The sequence below is a fragment of the Brasilonema sp. UFV-L1 genome, from assembly GCF_012912105.1.
In the GTDB taxonomy this organism is placed as follows: domain Bacteria; phylum Cyanobacteriota; class Cyanobacteriia; order Cyanobacteriales; family Nostocaceae; genus Brasilonema.
Map to the genome: position 1 here is coordinate 26,015 of NZ_QMEA01000040.1, position 19,062 is coordinate 45,076.

A 19,062-nucleotide genomic window follows, 5' to 3' on the forward strand; every position below is an offset into this window, starting at 1 on the left:
TTTTAGGTTTTTTACCCTAATAGTAACCGTATTGGCAGAAAATCAGTGAAGCGTAAATCGTTTAGCCTTTAGCAATATGTACTTCTTTTATAGTGACAGTTTATGAGCAAGTACGAATATCAAGTTGGCGGAAGTCTCAAAACCGATGCTCCTTGCTATGTGGAGCGCCAAGCAGATGTTGAACTTTATAATGCTTTGCTCAGGGGAGAGTTTTGTTTTGTGTTTAGCTCCCGGCAAATGGGCAAGTCTAGCTTACGTTTACGCACAAAATATCGATTAGAACAAGCAGGTTTTAGCTGTGCTTCTATTGATATGACTCGCATTGCTAGCTCAAATATGAACCCTACTCAGTGGTATAAAGGGATAGTTGTTGATTTATTGAGAAGTTTCAATATTTTTGGAGAAGTTAATATCAAAAATTGGTGGAGTGAGCGAGAAGATTTATCTCCACTCCAGAGATTGAGTCAGTTTATTGAAGATATTTTATTAGTCCGAATTCAGAGCGAAAAAATATTTATTTTTGTGGATGAGATTGATAGTGTTCTCAGCTTGAATTTTTCAGTAGGTAATTTTTTTGCTCTGATTCGATCTTGTTATAATCAACGTGCAGAAAATCCAGAATACAATCGTCTGACTTGGGCACTATTTGGAGTGGCAACGCCCTCAGATTTAATTAGTGATCCAACTTCTACCCCATTTAATATTGGTAAATCTATTGATTTACAAGGTTTTAATTTATCAGAAATTCAGCCACTTGCTGCAGGGTTAGAAGGTAAAGTAGCTAATCCAATGGCAGTCCTTAAGGAAATTTTGGCATGGACAAGTGGTCAGCCGTTTCTCACTCAAAAACTGTGTCGTCTTGTAGTGCAGGAAAGAAACTCCGAGAGCAAAAATTTACAGGAGTTTGGAAACCAGGAAACTAATGAGCGTTACAAATTAGATTACCATTTACCTATTGTTAATTATCATCTCATCAGTTTTTATTACCAATTTCCACCGTTCGTTTTAGAAAAGTTGGTGCAAACCCATGTGATTGAAAATTGGGAAGCGAATGATGAGCCAGAGCATTTAAAAACTATTCGCGATCGGCTTTGCCGCTGCGCTGCGCGCAATCGCCTACTGCGAAACGAGCAACATGCTGGTGGGTTACTGCAACTCTATCAAAAAATCTTACAAGGAGTTGAGGTATCAACAGATGACTCTAGAGAGCAAATCGAATTGCTGTTATCTGGGTTGGTAGATAAGCAGCAAGGACAACTGAAAGTAAAAAACCGCATTTATCAAGAGATTTTTAACCAAGCATGGATAGAAAAACAATTAGCAAAATTACGACCCTACGCCCAAGCATTAGATGCTTGGATAACCTCAGAGTGTCGTGACTCTTCACAGTTACTACGTGGACAAGCTTTGCATGAAGCGCAAGCTTGGTCTATTGGTAAAAACCTAAGCACTTTAGATTATCAGTTTTTAGCAGCAAGTCAAGAATTTGATCGGCACGAAGTTGAGACAAGGTTGGAGGTGGAACGTAAAAAAGAAGTGGAAGCCCGACTGATTCAAGAACAAAAAGTTGCCAGACTCCAAAGATTATTATTAGGTGCAGTCAGTTTAGCATTAGTGATGACTCTGAGTTTGGGAGTCACAACTTTTTTCTTGTACCGCAAAGCTGCTGAGCAAACTCAAAGCAATTGCTTCTTTTTTTGACGCAATATATGGATAACTATGGATAAGTTCTATCTAGCAGCTAAGTACAACACTGTAGTGTCAAGGCGAACCAGTTATCGCTTAAAGTTGAGTCTTTGCTATGCATTTATAGGATTACTCGTTAGCTTAATAGTTGTTGCTTGTGGCGACTCCAAAACAACTTTATCCCCAGTCAATGATTCTTCTACTAAAAATACAGTGTTAAAGATTTGGTGGGACAAAGGCTATACATTGGAAGAAGATGAAGCGCTACAGCAAGTTGTGAACCGTTGGGAACAACAAACCGGCAACAAAGTTAAGCTTTCTTTGTATACTAGCGATGAACTCTCACAGAAAGCTCTCAGGGCAATTCAGGCTGGCAATCCGCCTGATATAGTGATGAATGACAATGGTGATAGGTTACTGAGTCCGCGTCTGGCTTGGGAAGGCAAACTGGCGAATGTTTCTGATGTTATTGAACCTATCAAGCATCTTTATCCCGAAACTATCTTAAAAAGTGTTTATTTTTATAACAACTTAGAGAAACAACGAAGCTATTATGCTATTCCGATTCATCAAGGTATACCTCATATTTTTTACTGGCGGGATTTACTCAAGCTAGCAGGTAAGAGTGAAAAGGATATTCCTAAAGATTGGGATGCTTTTTGGGAGTTCTGGAAACAAGTGCAGGATAGTCTCTGGACTCAGCAGAATCAGAAGATTTATGGCATTGGCTTTCCTATGTCAATTGGAGCTGTAGATACCTATGAGATTTTTGAGCAAATTTTAGAAGCCTATGAAGTTCAGCTTTTAGATTCCCAAGGTCAACTGCGCGTCGATAACCCCAAAGTACGCCAAGGAATTATTGACTGCATAGACTGGTACACTAAATTTTACCGTCAAGGCTATGTCCCACCAGAGGCTGTCAATTGGCTCAATCCAGACAATAATCGCCAATTGCTCAACCGCTTTGTCGTTATGACTCCCAACAACTCCCTCTCGATTCCTGGTGCTGTGCGTCAGAATTTTGATACTTACCATAATAAGCTTGGCACAATAGGGTATCCCAATAAACCCAACGGTAAGCCGATGCATTACTTAGCCCTGGTTAAGCAAGCAGTTGTGTTAGCTGACTCCAAAAATCAGAAGTTAGCTAAGAAGTTTCTCGCATATTTCATCCAACCAGAAATCACAGGAAATTATCTCAAAGTTGCTGGAGGACGTTTTTCGCCAGTACATAAATTAGTCTGGAAAGATCCCTTTTGGACAAATCCCAAAGATCCTCACATCTGGGCTGTTAGTAAGCCAATCACTTTGGGACAAACACGCCTATTTTATACCGCCCAAAACCCAGCTTACAGCATAGTTGTAAAGGAGAATATTTGGGGCAAGGCTCTTAATAAAGTAGTTGTAAATAAGATTTATCCTCAACAAGCGGCTGATGAGGCGATCGCCCACATCAAGCAAATTTTTGAGCAATGGAAGTAAGTGCAAAAAACCGAAGTATCTAAATAGGACTTACCAAGGTAAGAATCCATGAATTAACGACCGCAATTTACTATGTTTTTTCCCAAATTTTTAACCTTAACGCTTTGCGTAACTCAATGAGCTCATCTCGATGCGCAGTTACTGTTATTTGACTTGAAGAGTGTTGGTCGCTTTGTGCTGCTTCCACCTTCAGCGACACTTTTTCAAGCTTACCAGCTTTTTTCCAATAAAAAATACCACTTACAGGTGAGAACAGCACCATCCCAAGAAAAACAGTACTTAGATTCGGAAAAAGTATGGACAAAACCAGTGATAGACACAGAAGACCAACAGCCGCTAAGAGTGTTAAAAACACAGCTAAAAACCAGCTAGGTCTAACAATGCCTTCAAAGGTCACTTGGTTTTGTTTCGGATCTACCGCTGCTACTCGGTAAAACCGTGTTTGAAAATACTCCTTCAATTGAGACATTAAAGTCGCTTCGTCTTGTTCTGAAACTAGTTGCGTAGTTTCTGTACGGTCTTTGGTAGAGGCACGAATAAAGAAAAATAGCCCGACCGATAATAAAAAAGTGAGAAGCAAGGTGGATGGTACAGTAGCAGTATCCATAGACTGATATTATGAGCGTTTTACAGGAGGTGATTTATTCATTATCAATTATTCGTTAACTTATTCTCCCGCTTATGTACTGTTGCCACAAACGAGCTAAGTCCTGTGCTTGAAATTGCCATTCTGGAGAGACTTGGTACATTCGTCTAGGACGTCCGCGTCCTTCCAGTTTTTTCCAATACCCAGTAATTGCCTTCTGGTCTTCGAGAAATTTAATCGCACTGTAAAGCACGGTATCTGAAAGCCGATAGGTTGGATATTCTGTTTCCAGTCGTTGGATCAACTCCGTTCCATAGGATTCGCCTTGTAATAAAATATACAATATATAACAAACAGCGAGTTCCTGACAAAGGTAAGTTGGCGGAGGATTTTCAAAGAAGTGATATATATCCTCAAGTTTCATGGTTAATGAATGACTAAAAATGCCTAAAGGTTTAGCTGACAATCTTTTAATTAGTAAAAAATACCACTTAAAAGATTAAGTATATAGCACGACTTAGGCTGGATCACCAAAGGGCAAAAATAACATGAGACAGATTTCTTCACGCTTATTTATCGTGAAACTGATGCACCAACTTTAGGGATGCAAATTTTTGCATCCCTACCCAAGCTTCTGACATTATGTTGAGGAGCGATTTAACAACGGCTATGCCGCAATCTTTAGTGTCAAGTAATGCCAAGGGCATGAGGACTGCTTAAGCATAAAATACCGTCTAAGCAATTTTAAAGGGAAAATGCGGTATTTATGTAAAACTTAATCAAAACTTTGCTAGACAGTAATTATCCTAGAATTTTTGCGTAAAGATTCGGCAAAATCTCATATTTAATTTCAAGCTTTATGAATAGTGGACACACTCAAAAAAGTGTTAAGTACGGAATTTCTTGACTAAAAATACCCATTACACATTTGCTAAGTATGATGGTAAATTTATCAAGCCCTCGGCACAAATGGTGATCAGTATGTCAGATTCGTCTACACTTCGGGCAATTGCCCAAGTATTTCGCCTTACGGGATGGGTGAGCTTTTGGATTCAGCTAGTGCTAGGTGTTGTTTCTGGAGTCATTTTGCTGTTTGCAGTCTTTAGTCAGAGAACTGGTAATACAAGCAGTAATCCTGGAACCGGACTTGGCGCTTTTTTTGCAGTTGCTGGGCTTATCGCCTTGGGAATAGGGATCTATTTAGCTTTCCGTTACACCAGACTTGGGTTACGACTAGAATCTTCAAATCCCAACAACCGCCCGCGCAAGGTTGAAACTATTCAAGTTGTACGCTTTGGGATTATGGTGCATTTGGTGGGAATGCTGCTGACTCTTTTAGGGGCGCAAACAATTGTCGGGACTCTACTCACAAAATCTTTGACTTTACCACAAGTTGGTGGTGGTGGAGTTTACACCCAAGTTGACCCTAGCCGGATTATCCAATCTTTGGATATTTTTGTTGTGCAGGCAAACACTAATACGGTGAGCGCTCATTTTGCAGGGCTTGTCGCGTCAATTTGGCTATTTTACCGGATTTCCAAACCCCAGTCTTAGCGTTATTCCTAAATTGCTCATTATCGACGCAAAGCAAGACAGAGATATGCTCGGAAGCACCTTAAGGTCAGTAGGCAACGTAATGAGCATTCTAAGAGACTAGGACGCTGCGTATGCAACGCTAACGCTTTAGTCGCCTATGATACGCAGCGTCCCTGATCGCCTGAGTGCCGTGCCGCAGGCATAGGGTACGATTGTGAAAAAATCTCTTTCAACTCGGACACATAAGTGTATTTGTGGCTGCAACTTGCAAAGAGATGTCAATAATGAAGAGCAGCAACTTTTACTGAGAAAGCAGTATAATTTCAATCAGACAACTCATAATAGTCTAGTTAAGCATTCACAAACAAGTCAACAGACTGTTGGTGGAAGCAAGGCAGATGATTAAAACAGTTATCAGTTATCGGGTATCAGGTTTCAAATTTGAAATCGAATAGTGCGACTACCTTCTCAAACTTACCACTTATGATAGAGGGCTGAAGACTTTCAACTGAAAAACTGCACAATGTCTCCCACTGTGTACTAATTTAGTGCGCACTTTTGTGCCTGTTGAGGACGATCTGTAATGGTGTTTTCAAGCCACCAATAATCACCTGTGAACGGTTAATCCTATACTTTAAATTAATGAGGAGACAACTAAAAAAAAACTAAAAAAAATGCAAGCTCTTTTAGAGCAAGAAACGGCACGACTCAAAGAACTTTACCAGTATGAAGTTCTTGATACTCCTGCTGAACCAGACTTTGATGATTTGACTCAATTAGCAGCGCAAATTTGTCAAACTCCGGTGGCGTTGATAACCTTGGTAGACGCAAACCGACAGTGGTTCAAATCAATGGTAGGTATGAAAGTAACTACAGCACCGCTTGAGGCTGGTTTCTGTCCGTTTGTTGTTCAAAAAAGTGATGTATTAATAATCCCTGATACCTTAGCAGATGCAAAGTTTGCTACAAATCCAGTTGTTGTCTCTCCACCTAATGTTCGTTTTTATACAGGTGTACCACTCATTACCAGCAAAGGTTATGTGATCGGAACACTATGTGTCCTTGATTTTGTACCACGTCTACTCACTCAGCAGCAAATTGAAGTTCTACAAACCCTAAGCCGCCAAGTGATGGCTCAATTAGATCAGCGGCTTATGGCGAGCCAAATTGCTCGACAAAATGCGGCGTTGTTGGAAGTCACCAAAGGCATTTCAACAACAATTGGCGAAGCGTTTTTTTACTCTTTGGTACAACATATGACCAAAGCGCTTGGTGTACACTGTGCTTTGATTAGCGAGTTAAACCAAAATGACCAACAGCAAGCCAGCACCCTCGCTTTCTGCGTTGACAACAAAATAGTCAGCAACTTTAACTATTCCTTAGATAACTCCCCTTGTAAAGACATTGTTCAAAAACGACAACTTTGCTGCTATCCCCAGGATATCCAATTCCAATTTCCGGGCAATACCTTTCTTATGCAATTGGAAATAGAGAGCTATCTGGCAGCTCCATTATGTGATAGCGTTGGTCGTTGTTTAGGATTACTAGCGGTGATGGACCAAAAACCGTTGGATGATCTGCATAATGTTGAATTGTTTGTGTCTATTTTTGCGACTCGCGCTGCAACAGAACTGGAACGTCAGCAAACTGAGTCGGCTCTACAGAGACTAACTCAGCAAGAACGGGAAAGAGCTTTACAACTAGAGCAAGCTTTAGAAAAGTTGCAACGTACCCACAGTCAACTAGTGCAGAACGAAAAAATGGTCAGTCTAGGTCAGTTAGTAGCAGGAGTTGCTCATGAAATCAACAATCCGCTTAACTTTATCTACGGCAATCTTGCCTACGCTAGTGAATATGCAAACGACTTACTCAAGTTAGTTCAACTTTACCAGAAATACTATCCTCATCCAGTCAGTGAAATTCAAGCTGCGCTGACGACAACTGACTTCAATTTCCTTCAGGAAGATCTACCCAAACTCATATCATCAATGATTATGGGAGCTGATCGCATCCGTCAGATTGTCTTATTGTTACGCAACTTCTCGCGACTAGACCAAGGCGAAATAACAGCGATGGACATTCATGAAGGTCTTGATAATACCCTACTGCTTCTACAAAACCGTTTGAAAGCGACACCGGGATACCTTAACACTGGCATTCAAGTTATCAAAGAGTATGGTAACCTGCCGAATGTGGAATGTAATGCCGGACAGATTAACCAAGTGTTCATGAATATTTTAACTAATGCAATTGATGCTCTCAGAAGTGCTCAGGAGTCAGCCGTTGAAGCACAGCCCATTTGTGATCCTAACCCTTGTATTCGGATTCAAACCGCAGTCTTAGACTCTGAGTATATCATTGTCGCCATTACTGATAATGGACCAGGTATGACTGAGGAAGTTCTTTCTAAATTATTTGAGCCGTTTTTTACAACCAAATCTGTTGGTGCTGGTACAGGTTTAGGAATGTCAATTAGCTACGACATTGTTGAGAAGCATGGTGGAGAATTGACTTGCCTTTCAGCACCGGGACAGGGTGCGAAATTCATCATTAAGATGCCGATTCGACAGCCAAATTTAAATTCCTCCGTACTCTAATGCATTTTAACCTTCACGTCACTTGCTTTCTCCCACAATGCCTGCTTTTGCAGTTGTCACCTCCCGGAAGTACTATATTTATTTTGAAGTGTTAACTAAAGTGTTAACTGTTAAAAAAATACTACGCCAAAAACTAGGATAAATCTGTGCTAGATATTAGGTTAATTAGGGAAAACCCCCAATTGGTTCAGGAACGATTGAAGACTCGTGGCGATCGCTACGACATTCAGCCCCTTTTAGAGTTGGATAAACAGCAACGTGAATTGGAAGCGAAGCGAAATCAACTGCAAGCACGCAGTAACGAAATTGCTAAATTAATTCCTGAAAAAATAAAAGCGGGTTGCAACCCCAAAGGACCAGAAATTCAAGCGTTACGTGATGAAGGTAGTTCTGTCAAAGGTGAAATTGGAACGCTTGAACCTCAAGAAAAAGACTTATCAGCCAAAATCGAAGAATTTTTACTCACACTTCCTAACTTGCCAAGCGATTCTACACCTGTTGGTAAAAGTGAGGAAGAAAACGTAGAAATCCGTCGTTGGGGTGATGACAAAATTCCCCAAAATTCAAACATTATTCCTCACTGGGAAATTGGCGAAAAGTTAGGTATTCTTAACGTTGAGCGAGCGGTTAAAGTTGCACAAAGTCGGTTTGTGACTCTTATGGGTGCTGGTGCAAAGCTAGAAAGAGCCTTAATTCAATTTATGCTTGATCGCCAGATAGCAGCAGGGTATGTGGAAGTTATTCCTCCATTTTTGATTAATACTGAGTCTATGACAGCGACGGGTCAATTGCCCAAGTTTGCGGAAGAAAGCTTTAAATGTGCAGCGGATGATTTGTGGCTTGCACCGACGGCGGAAGTTCCTGTAACCAACCTCTACCGTGGTGAAACTCTCAATTTTGAAGATTTGCCTGTTTACCACTGCGCGTATACTCCCTGTTTTCGTCGGGAAGCCGGGAGTTATGGACGCGATATGCGGGGACTGATTCGACTGCATCAATTCAACAAAGTTGAACTGGTAAAATTTGTCCATCCCAGCACTTCTAGTGAGGAATTAGAAAAATTACTGGGGAATGCAGAAGCCATTTTACAAGCGTTGGAACTGCCTTACCGAGTTATAGAATTATGTACTGGAGATTTAGGATTTCACTCGGCAAAAACCTACGATATTGAGGTTTGGCTTCCTTCTTCTGGAAAGTATCGGGAAATTTCCAGTTGTTCTAATTTTTTGGATTATCAAGCACGACGGGGACAGATTCGCTTTAAAGAAAGTGGAAAAAAGGGAACCCAGTTTGTGCATACTCTCAATGGTTCAGGGCTAGCTGTGGGACGTACAATGGCAGCGATTTTAGAAAACTATCAACAAGACGATGGCATAGTAAGGATACCAGAAGAACTACAACCTTACATGGGACGCGAAGTACTGTAATTTGAAGAGTTTAGAGATAGTTAGTTATTGGTTGTCCCAAAAACAACTGATAACTAACGACTGAATCATTTCGTTGAAATCCCTGTAGAGATTACCGAAAAACCCAGAAAATAAGTCGTTCAGACCAATGGTAGACCGAATACACACTTTAAAATGAAAAGAGGTATTGCCCAATAAGTTCATTAGTTCTTTATCTATGTCAGTTTTTGCGGCTTTAGCAGCGATCGCAGTCTTGGCTGTTTTGATCTTGGTACACGAGTTTGGACATTTCATTGCAGCAAGATCTCAAGGGATTTACGTCAATCGTTTTTCCTTGGGTTTTGGTCCGATTATTTGGAAGTATCAAGGACCACAAACTGAATACGCTATCCGAGCCTTTCCTCTGGGTGGGTTCGTCGGTTTTCCTGACGATGACCCAGATAGCAACATTCCACCTGAAGACCCAAATCTTCTACGTAACCGCCCTATTTTAGATCGAGCAATTGTCATCAGTGCAGGAGTGATAGCAAATTTAATATTTGCCTACTTCCTCCTTGTGACACAGGTAGGTGTTGTAGGGATAGACGTACCGCAACCAATTCAAAAGGGCATTCTCATCCCAGAGTTGGTTTCACAACCAGTTTCTGTCGCGGCTAAAGCAGGTATTCAGCCTGGAGATGTTATTTTAGCTGCAAATAACACAACTTTTGGGACTTCCCCAGAAGACTTAAAAGCGTTCACCGAAATCATCAAAAATCATTTAGGCAAGGAGATTGAGCTGACAATTGCTCGTGGTGAGCAACAACTGTCTGTGAATCTGACTCCTGAAGCTAATGCTAAGGGTGAGGGTAGCATCGGTGTCCGACTTTCTCCTAATCGAAAAGTCGTGCGTCGTCGTGTGACAAACCCAGTAGAAGCGTTAAGCATTGGCGCGACACAATTTCAGCGGATTTTCTCGATGATTGTTCAAGGTTTTGGGCAATTGGTTACCAACTTCGGTGAAACAGCTAGCCAAGTTGCTGGTCCAGTGAAAATTGTGGAAATAGGTGCTAACATTGCTCAGAATGATGCAGGTAGTTTGTTCTTTTTTGCAGCTCTTATCAGCATTAACTTAGCTTTTATCAATATTTTGCCTTTACCAGCTTTAGATGGAGGACAACTTGCTTTTCTGCTGATTGAAGGTTTGCGCGGTAAACCTTTGCCTAATCGCATTCAAGAAGGTGTTATGCAAACTGGTTTGATGATACTTTTAGGACTAGGAATTTTCCTGATCGTCAAAGAAACGACCCAATTGGAGTGGGTGCAAAAATTATTCCAGTGATTAGTATCCGCAAACGATCATCTAAGAAGCAACGGGCGCTAGAAATTCTAGTTCGCCTGAAGCGTCTTTATCCAAATGCAACTTGTTCTTTAAACTACTCAACTCCTGTACAGTTGCTGGTGGCTACGATTCTCTCGGCTCAGTGTACAGATGAGCGAGTGAATCAAGTAACACCAGCTTTATTTAGTAAATTTCCGGATGCAGCAAGTCTGGCAAATGCTGATTTGACAGAGTTAGAAAATTTGGTGCGTTCCACAGGATTCTATCGCAACAAGGCAAAGAATATTCAAGCTGCTTGTCAGATGATTGTCAATCAGTTTGGTGGTCATGTTCCCAAGCGGATGGAACAGTTGTTGCTGCTTCCTGGTGTGGCGCGAAAGACAGCGAATGTCGTGCTTGCTCATGCTTATGGAATTCATGTTGGGGTGACGGTTGATACTCACGTCAAGCGTTTGAGTGAGCGTTTGGGGTTAACTGAACACACAGATCCCATCCGTATTGAACGAGATTTGATGGGTTTGTTACCTCAACCAGATTGGGAAAATTGGTCTATTCGGCTGATTTATCATGGTCGTGCTGTTTGTAAGGCGCGATCGCCTGCTTGTGATGCTTGTAAACTTGCTGACTTGTGTCCATCTGCTTTCAACGTGCCACAGGTAACCGTAAAGCCGAAAGTAGAGGAAGTGTAGGATGCTGGAAACACTCAGCTAATTCCTACTCATCTCTCATCATTTTTTGTCGCGTAGTGAGACAACTAAGACAAGCGAACAGCCCCAGTGAACTTTTTACCTGGATAGGGACGCATCTGGGCAAGTTTGTCGAATGCGGGAAGGGTTTCCATATGCTTTACCATCCGGGTACGCATTTGGACATCAGGAAGTGCTCCTCTCATCGCACTCATATTCTCACTAACATGATCAGGGTTGCTGGTTGCTGGAATAGCACAGGTTACAGCAGGATGCGAAATGACGAACTTGAGGAAAAACTGTGCCCAATTCTCACACCCAATCTCGCGGGCGAAATCGGGGAGGGGTTGCCCCTTAACCACCTCGAAGAGGCGCGCCTTCTCAAAGGGCATGTTGACCAAAACTGCTGTTCCCCGATCCGCCGCCGTAGGAAGAATTCTCTTTTCGGCTAGGCGTTCTTGGATTGAATAGTGGACTTGAACGAAGTCCAGATCGCCGTTTTCAACCCACCTTGCTAACGGTTCAAAATATGGCAACTCGTGATGCGTTACTCCTAAATAGCTGATTCTACCCTCTTTCTTCCATTCCCGCAGTATAGGCAAGATGATGTCTACATTTACCAGGCTGTGAACTTGCATCACGTCAATGCGATCGCGCCACAATCGCTCCTTCGATTGCTCAAACTGGCGTCGCGCCTGACTCTTGTCACTTAGATACTCACCAGTCGCCCAGATTTTATTAGTAATAAAGAGGTCATTAGTGATACCGAGTGTCGTTGCTTCATCGCCGACGATGATCTCTGACATTCCATAGAGTGGTGAGGTGTCGATCACACGCCCACCTCCATCTCTGAAACGACGCATCACTTCCTGCAAGCGATCGCGCGGCTGTCCAGGCAAAATATCAAACGTCATAAAGGTTCCCATCCCAATCGCAGGCACCCTCTCCTTCGTGCGAGGGATGACTTTTGTAATCAATTGGGATAATTTATTTGGGTTAAAATTCACCGTTTGACTCGTTGCTTGTTTGCCATTAAGAGCACAAGATGTAAAGACAGTGGTTACGGCACCAAGTCCCATCACCTTGATTGCAGTGCGACGGGAAATTGCTGAGTGGGAAGCATTATGCATAGCATCACTTTGATCACGTTTCATAAGTGCTCTGTTACGAATGATTAAACGTAGACAAAAACTAGAACTTATCAATCCTTCGCAAGCAGGATAGGTTGAATGATTCGTTTGATCTTTCTCAAATGTCAAACACTGCGTTTCGGATTGATTTTTTGGATGCTCAACAAACAAATTAGCATGTTAGATTCACGTTTAATTCTTTTAAACGGATTCTAAATCCCATATTACAAGCAAGCTAGATGATTGTTATTTCATGTTGGGTATGACTTAATAACTTATAGTTATTACCAAACAGATCACATGGAGTTACGCCAACTCAAATATTTCATCACGGTTGCTTCCGAACTGCACTTTGGTCGGGCAGCGCAGTCACTGCACCTGAGTCAACCTGCATTAAGCAAACAAATTCATGCGTTAGAGAACAGCTTAGAAATTCAACTGTTTGAACGTACAAAACACTCTTGTAAGCTAACTCCCGCCGGACAGAAATTTCTGGAAACAGCACACCGGGTTCTGCATGAAGTAGACGAAGGCATACAAATTACCAAACAAGTTGCTAACGGACAAATTGGGAGAGTCAGGCTTGGCTTGACTGAAGCAACGCTGTTTTGCCTTGCGCTAAGTATTTTAAAAACATATCGAGAGTGTTACCCACAAGTCGATTTAGTCCTGACAAGTGGTGGAACGGAAGCTCATGTTGAAGCCTTACGCACTTACCAAATTGATGTTGGGTTTGTTTATCTTCCCATCCGTGAACCAACTCTGTGTGTGTATCCGTTATATAAAGAGATTTACATTGTTGCACTGTCTACATCCCATCCGCTTGCAAGGCACAGACAAATACCACTTCAGTCTTTAGCTAACGAACCACTAATTGTTTACCCGCGATCGCTTGCACCCGTTTTTTATGCTGACTTCATCAAATGTTGTGAGCAAGCCGGATTTTTTCCCAACATCGTGCAGGAGGCTGAACTCGCTCAGACTCGCTTAGGTTTGGCGGCGGCTGGAGTTGGCATTACGTTTGTTCTCGCTGATATGCAAAATCTGAGTGCCAAAGGAGTGGTTTATCGACCTTTAATCGGAGACTTTCCCACGTTGAAACTGGCTCTAGCGCGGCGACAGACAGAATCTTCACCAGTGGTGCATGAATTTCTCAAGGTGCTCAGAACAACGGCATTGTCAACTAACAGAGCGCTTGAGAAGTAGTGGATTAGCGATACGCAGGGGTAAACTAAATCTACTTAAAACTATGCAATAAGTAGAAATGTCTGAAATTGCTGGTTTCATCCGTACTGGTTACTGCTTTTAGCGCGTTGTCGTTCAATCGGTTATGAACTTCCAGCCACCGCGTTGCGTCTGCGCTCCACGCGATACGTGTAACGTTAAGCCTCCGGCTTATCGTTCTAAATATAAAGATAGCGTTCACGTCTTTCCTTTCTTTCTCTTGCTAACGCACTTTTTCGCTACTTTGTCAATAGAAAGAAATAGATAAGGGGGACAAAGGTCAATTCAGATCACACCCTCAGAGCATGTAGACTTTGGTCAGTGGACTGGCAATTCTATAGAATAGAAAATGCTGTCTTAAAATAAATCACCAACATTATGGCAAAAAAGAGCATGATTGAGCGCGAGAAAAAACGCGCCAAATTAGCGGCTAAATACGCTGACAAGCGAGAAGCATTGCTGGAAGAATTCAGACAAGCAGAATCTCCTCTCGATAAACTGGAAGTTCACCGCCAAATTCAACAGCTACCCCGCAATAGCGCTCCTAGCCGTCACCGTAACCGCTGCTGGGTAACAGGTCGTTCCAGAGGAGTTTACCGCGACTTTGGACTATCTCGCAATGTCCTGCGGGAATGGGCACACGAAGGTCTTTTACCCGGAGTGGTTAAGTCTAGTTGGTAGTTATTAGTCATTAGTCATGAGTCATTAGTCATTAAGCACATAACAAAGTACAAAAGACTAATGACAAAGACAAATGAGAAAAATTATCTATTGTCCACAACACTTATCAATTCCCAAACTTTCTAGAAGTAAGTCACTAACAGCGTTAGCAATAGCAAACTCTCCGTAGAAACTTTTGGAAAAATCAAACGACTGCATTTCTGTAACAATAGCAATAACCAGAGAACCTAAGTCGTTTTCTCCTTCCATCCGTTGACGGACAAATATTTGTGCAGCTCTATTGGCAATTGTCTGATTGATTGCTTCTGGGATAAATTCTTCATCTAGCCACTGATGCAAGCGTTGCTGTAACCATTCTCCCTCAAGAATGGGATTTTGAGGTGGTGGTAGAGTGATGGGTGGAATTGGTTCTGTCATTTTCTTTTGTTTTTATATTAAAGACCTCAAGTTGCCAGAAAATACGTTTGTAGTGGGTGTTTAAGCGCCTACTACAAGGTATGTTTATTGCTTATTTGTATGAAATACGATGTTGCTACCATTATTCAAGGCTATGCTCAAGGTTATTTTCTCATGGCTGATGAGAATCATGTCTTGGGTTGGTATGCGAGTCGCGATCGCACTCTCATTCCTTTAGATACACGATTTCGCTACCCCAAGTCCCTGCGACGTGTTCTCAATCAAGAGCGTTTTAGCGTTGCGATTAACCGCGATTTTCAAGCTGTTGTGGCTGGGTGTGCTAACCGAGAATTAACTTGGATTTCACCAGAGTTAAAACAGATTTATTGGGAACTTTATCAAACGGGTTGGGCGTATAGTTTTGAAACTTGGCAAGGGGATGAACTCGCTGGAGGAATTTTAGGAATTGTGATTGGGGGTGCTTTTATTGGGGAGTCGATGTTTTACCGCATCCCGGAAGGTTCAAAGGTGGCGATGGTGAAGTTAGTGGAACTGTTGCGCCAAAGGCGATTTGTAATGTTTGATGCTCAAATGATGAATCCCCATTTGGAGAGGTTTGGTGCTTATGGGGTGAGTGATGATGAGTACATGGTGTTATTTGAGAAAGCTTTGCAACGTCGTTGTTCTCTACTTTAGTTTAGTAGTAAAGCAAACAAGCACAGTCTAAAAAGATAGTAAATTTCGGTATGCCCAGAGGGCGGCTTGGGTGCGGTCACGCAGGCCAAGTTGACAGAAGATATTGGTCAGGTGGTTTTTCACGGTTCCTTCAGTCAAATGGAGAACTGCTGCAATTTCTTGATTACTTTTCCCTGAACCTAAGAGTTTAGGACTTACGCATTGACAAAAAGCTATATATATGTATCTAAGCAGCACAAGCATTGTTGAGATTGTCCACAATGTACTCACGCACAACTAAAGTGAATAGATTCCTTCGCAATTCATACCAAGAGCGAAATTATGTTTTTAGAGCGCATTAACTCCAAGCGAATAAATGCTTGGAGTGAACATGCGGATGTGTGTTTTCATCGCATAGCTATCTCTCACCATGAATCGACAAATACCACATACTTGTTTAATAGCCCTGTGAAAACTTTCAATTCCCCAATGAGTATCATGAATTGTAACGAAGGTACTTCTGGTTATTTGCTTTTTGGCTTCTTCATCTGGTAGATACAATATATAGTGCCTAGAGTCTTCTTTTTTAAAGTCGCACCTTTACAACTTTATAAATCCAAATTCTCTCAGATGAGTTATTAGTCCTTCATCAGGAATCTCTATAGTACTTACCTGTTTTTTGACTACACTTGTTTCTCAACTCATATCTTGCACTAAGAAAAATTGATGTTTTTTTCATCACTCAGTGTTAAACCAAAAGTCTTTTATTTAGGCAAAAAAGCCAATAAAAATCATGTAGCTTTCTCGCAGATATTTTTCACTTGTACGGTTTTCTACTAAGAGGTGCAAGATCTAAGTCAACGCATTATTTTACCATTCTATCAATGCGTAAGTCCTAGAATTTATCGAATCTTCCAATGTTAAGAAATAATTCGCGCTCCAGCATCAGATGTTACGCGAATTTTGTGATTTTTGTCCAAAGTCCAAATCAGTGGTAAGATTTACCAAGTTCCAACTAGGTGAATCAAAAAATGGACGATCTTTTATCAAGAGTCGTTATAGATTTGCAGGAAAAATACAAGCCACATACCATCATTCTTTATGGTTCGCGTGCTAGAGAGGATTGTACTCCTTCAAGTGATATTGATGTTGTTTGCTTTGTAGAAGGTGCTACACCAATTCAGGATGCGCGTGAATTTGAAGGATTTTATCTTGATGCATGGGTGTATGGTTCCGATGCAATGTCAGCCTCTAGTGACGAGTTATTGCGGGTTTCAGATGGCTACTGTCTCTACGATTCACAAGGGCATGGAGAAGCTTTTTTGAAACAGTTACAGCAGCGCATTGAGCAAGGTCGAAAGCCACTTTCTTCTTCTGAAAGACAGCACACAAAGCTGTGGGTTGACAAAATGCTGGAGCGAGCGAAGACTTCAGACGTTGAGTCTTTATATCGGCGCTATTGGCTTGCTGTTGATTTATTACAGATATACTTCGATTTACGCAGACAATGGTATTTAGGACCAAAGAAAAGCTTGATATGGCTAAGAGAACATGACTCTATTGGTTATCATCTTTTTTCACAAGTTTACGAGCGCGGTATTAGATTTGACGACCTTGGTAAGTTGTCTGAATATGTCACAAATACCTAGAAAATAATTGTTGTTCATTCAACAAACAATGACTGTTCAGAGCAGAGGGATTATGATGCAATTAGCTCGGTATTGGATAAAACGGTAGCAGGGTGGTTTCATACAGTGAGAGAAAAATTCTAAACTCTTATTTATACATTCGTTGCCTGTTGATATATCGTAACGAGCGAATCAAAGTTTAAGATGTTCAGATTATTCTTCCTTCGTATGAAAGTATGAAACCACCCTGGTATTGGATAAAACGGTAGGGGTGCTCGTAGCGTATGTTGAAGAGAACGAATGGATTTTAGGTGCATTGTTTTGTGCCAGTATTTGACTGACCGAGCAAACACCTATCAATAATGTTGCTAAATAGATTTTCCCAAGGGGTTTGCACGACCAGAAAATCGTTTGCACTTTTATGCGATCGCAGAGGAGTTTCTTTCCAAACACTTGGGCGGAAGGTTTGAGCCTGTAGGAGAAATCCAGGGTCACTCAGGTATCATCAAATCAAGCAATTGACATCAAACAACATTTATATCGCATAAGCACTTCTTTTGGAACTAGCTAAAACCTGCCAAAAACTGATATCCTACAACTAGTAGTTAAAAGTACCCTCATTTTATTGTCATTAAACGTGGCTCAAAACTACCGCTGTGCTAAGCTCAGAGGCAAATCCTTTAAAGGGCAGGACTTCACAGGTGCAGACTTTTCTTATTCAGATATTCGAGGTGCTGACTTTACGGGTGCGATCCTTAGAGGAGCAAATTTCAGCCATGCGAAAGCAGGACTACAACATCGTTGGGCATTTGCCTTAGTCATATTTGCATTACTGATATCAGCAGTATCAGGATTGTTATCGGCTATTAGTGGCTCTCTGCTAGGATTTATTTTAGTTGATGGTAACCGTCAAAATATCTATGTTGGTGTCATCAGCTCAATCGTATTGTTAGTTTTTTTTCTGATTTCTGTGCGCCGAGGAGTAGCCTCAGCCTGTGGGTTTTTGGCAGTAGCAGTCGTAGGGGCTGGGCTTGCAGCAGTTGTATGGGCTGGCATAGTGTCTGTGGCATGGGTCGGGACAGGCACTGAAACACGGGTTATGGAATTGGCAACAGTCGTGACAGTAGTTGTCACAGGGGCTGTGGCAGTCGTAGTGGCTGCAACAGGGCTATTGGTGATATCTGGGACAGCAGTCGTATCAGGATTTATAGCTGGGTTATTGGCAGTAGCACTCACGGTGTCAATTGCAGGGGCTGTCGCTGGCGCAGTGGCAGTAGCAGCGGCAAAGATAGGTGGTATGGTAGCAGGAATACCAGCAACGATAGTAGCAATATTAACTTTAGTTCTGTCTGCTGACGTTAGTTGCCGTGCCTTGTATGAAGATGAAAAGCAAAGCTGGATTCGCAGTATTGCTCTTGGTTTGGTGACACAACACGGCACACGTTTTCAAGGAAGTGATTTAACAGATGCGGATTTTACGCAGGCGACGCTGAAAAATACTACTTTCAAGAAATCCATCTTGGCGCGTACCTGTTGGTTTCAGGCGAAAAATCTGAATCTTGCGGATATTAGGACAACCTATCTTGAGGATGAAAAGATAAGACAGTTACTGGTGACAAAAGAGTTACAAAGCCAAAATTTTGATGGTTGGAACTTGCAAGGTCTGAATTTGCAAGGAGCAAATCTAAAAGATGCTAGCCTAGTTGCAACTGTGTTGAATGAATCTAATTTACAAAATGCTGATCTTTCCAGAGTTAACCTGACAAGAGCACAATTAGATAGAACTGATTTTAGAGGTGCAATTCTGACAGGCGCATACATTGGAGACTGGGGCATGACATCAGAAACTAAACTAGATGGAGTGCAGTGTGAGTACATTTTTCTGTGTGTACCCACAAAAGATAATCCTAACCCTCATCGCTTACCTGCCAACTGGGGAGAGACATTTGTAGATGGGGAATTTACTCAGTTGATGAACCCATTGTCAAAATCCTCAAAAATTTAGCTTCTTCGCCGTAAGCCCCACGG

Annotated in this window: 16 protein-coding genes and 2 pseudogenes; 12 read left to right on the forward strand and 6 right to left on the reverse strand. The window is 41.7% G+C overall.

Annotated features, from left to right (window positions below; all coding sequences use genetic code 11):
- Nucleotides 1-102 precede the first annotated feature (102 nt).
- Together DP117_RS13615 and DP117_RS13620 are read left to right on the forward strand one after the other, a co-directional pair.
- Entirely contained in the window at nt 103-1,701 is a 1,599-nt protein-coding gene (locus DP117_RS13615) for an AAA-like domain-containing protein (RefSeq protein ID WP_169218839.1), read from the forward strand.
- An 18-nt stretch (nt 1,702-1,719) separates the two neighbouring features.
- Entirely contained in the window at nt 1,720-3,168 is a 1,449-nt protein-coding gene (locus DP117_RS13620) for an ABC transporter substrate-binding protein (protein ID WP_169218840.1), read from the forward strand.
- 70 nt (nt 3,169-3,238) lie between these two features.
- Here the strand turns inward: DP117_RS13620 and DP117_RS13625 are convergent, their stop codons facing one another.
- Complete coding sequence (locus DP117_RS13625; RefSeq protein WP_169218841.1) at nt 3,239-3,775, reverse strand: cofactor assembly of complex C subunit B; 537 nt, start codon at nt 3,773-3,775, stop codon at nt 3,239-3,241.
- Between the two features lie 55 nt (nt 3,776-3,830).
- Nucleotides 3,831-4,178, reverse strand: coding sequence for a PadR family transcriptional regulator (locus tag DP117_RS13630; protein WP_169218854.1), 348 nt, complete (start codon nt 4,176-4,178; stop codon nt 3,831-3,833).
- Between the two features lie 557 nt (nt 4,179-4,735).
- On the opposite strand from DP117_RS13630, the gene DP117_RS13635 reads away from it, so the two are divergent.
- The 5 genes from DP117_RS13635 to nth all read left to right on the forward strand — a co-directional run bounded on the left by DP117_RS13635 (nt 4,736) and on the right by nth (nt 11,303).
- On the forward strand, nt 4,736-5,308 hold the full coding sequence (locus tag DP117_RS13635) for a DUF3611 family protein (protein ID WP_211176096.1): 573 nt from the start codon (nt 4,736-4,738) through the stop codon (nt 5,306-5,308).
- A gap of 656 nt (nt 5,309-5,964) precedes the next feature.
- On the forward strand, nt 5,965-7,887 hold the full coding sequence (locus DP117_RS13640) for an ATP-binding protein (RefSeq protein WP_169218842.1): 1,923 nt from the start codon (nt 5,965-5,967) through the stop codon (nt 7,885-7,887).
- A gap of 146 nt (nt 7,888-8,033) precedes the next feature.
- Entirely contained in the window at nt 8,034-9,314 is a 1,281-nt protein-coding gene (serS, locus tag DP117_RS13645) for a serine--tRNA ligase (RefSeq protein WP_169218843.1), read from the forward strand.
- A gap of 196 nt (nt 9,315-9,510) precedes the next feature.
- Nucleotides 9,511-10,614, forward strand: coding sequence for an RIP metalloprotease RseP (gene rseP, locus DP117_RS13650; RefSeq protein WP_169218844.1), 1,104 nt, complete (start codon nt 9,511-9,513; stop codon nt 10,612-10,614).
- Nucleotides 10,590-11,303, forward strand: a complete 714-nt coding sequence (gene nth, locus DP117_RS13655; RefSeq protein ID WP_339381240.1) for an endonuclease III — start codon at nt 10,590-10,592, stop codon at nt 11,301-11,303. Before rseP ends, nth begins: the two co-directional genes overlap by 25 nt.
- Nucleotides 11,304-11,368: 65 nt before the next feature.
- Here the strand turns inward: nth and DP117_RS13660 are convergent, their stop codons facing one another.
- The gene (locus DP117_RS13660) at nt 11,369-12,559 is read right to left on the reverse strand and encodes an aldo/keto reductase (RefSeq protein ID WP_248277657.1); all 1,191 of its coding nucleotides are present in this window, start codon (nt 12,557-12,559) and stop codon (nt 11,369-11,371) included.
- 114 nt (nt 12,560-12,673) lie between these two features.
- Here DP117_RS13660 and DP117_RS13665 point away from each other — a divergent pair, with 114 nt between their 5' ends.
- Both DP117_RS13665 and rpsN read left to right on the forward strand, forming a co-directional pair.
- A complete protein-coding gene (locus tag DP117_RS13665; RefSeq protein ID WP_169218846.1) occupies nt 12,674-13,636 on the forward strand; it encodes a LysR family transcriptional regulator in 963 nt (320 codons plus the stop codon).
- A 396-nt stretch (nt 13,637-14,032) separates the two neighbouring features.
- Nucleotides 14,033-14,335 carry a 30S ribosomal protein S14 gene (rpsN, locus tag DP117_RS13670; protein WP_169218847.1) on the forward strand — a complete coding sequence of 101 codons (303 nt, stop codon included), beginning with the start codon at nt 14,033-14,035 and terminating at the stop codon, nt 14,333-14,335.
- Between the two features lie 87 nt (nt 14,336-14,422).
- Here the strand turns inward: rpsN and DP117_RS13675 are convergent, their stop codons facing one another.
- Entirely contained in the window at nt 14,423-14,752 is a 330-nt protein-coding gene (locus tag DP117_RS13675) for a hypothetical protein (RefSeq protein WP_169218848.1), read from the reverse strand.
- A 99-nt stretch (nt 14,753-14,851) separates the two neighbouring features.
- Here DP117_RS13675 and aat point away from each other — a divergent pair, with 99 nt between their 5' ends.
- Entirely contained in the window at nt 14,852-15,427 is a 576-nt protein-coding gene (aat, locus tag DP117_RS13680; protein WP_169218849.1) for a leucyl/phenylalanyl-tRNA--protein transferase, read from the forward strand.
- Nucleotides 15,428-15,454: 27 nt separating this feature from the next.
- Here the strand turns inward: aat and DP117_RS13685 are convergent.
- Nucleotides 15,455-15,616: pseudogene (locus DP117_RS13685) on the reverse strand (LuxR C-terminal-related transcriptional regulator); the annotation flags it as partial.
- 37 nt (nt 15,617-15,653) lie between these two features.
- A pseudogene (locus tag DP117_RS13690) lies at nt 15,654-16,081 on the reverse strand (IS701 family transposase); the annotation flags it as partial.
- A 356-nt stretch (nt 16,082-16,437) separates the two neighbouring features.
- Between DP117_RS13690 and DP117_RS13695 the strand changes: the two are divergent.
- Both DP117_RS13695 and DP117_RS13700 read left to right on the forward strand, forming a co-directional pair.
- The gene (locus DP117_RS13695; RefSeq protein WP_169218850.1) at nt 16,438-17,055 is read left to right on the forward strand and encodes a nucleotidyltransferase domain-containing protein; all 618 of its coding nucleotides are present in this window, start codon (nt 16,438-16,440) and stop codon (nt 17,053-17,055) included.
- 616 nt (nt 17,056-17,671) lie between these two features.
- Entirely contained in the window at nt 17,672-19,039 is a 1,368-nt protein-coding gene (locus tag DP117_RS13700) for a pentapeptide repeat-containing protein (RefSeq protein WP_169218851.1), read from the forward strand.
- Nucleotides 19,040-19,062: the final 23 nt, after the last annotated feature.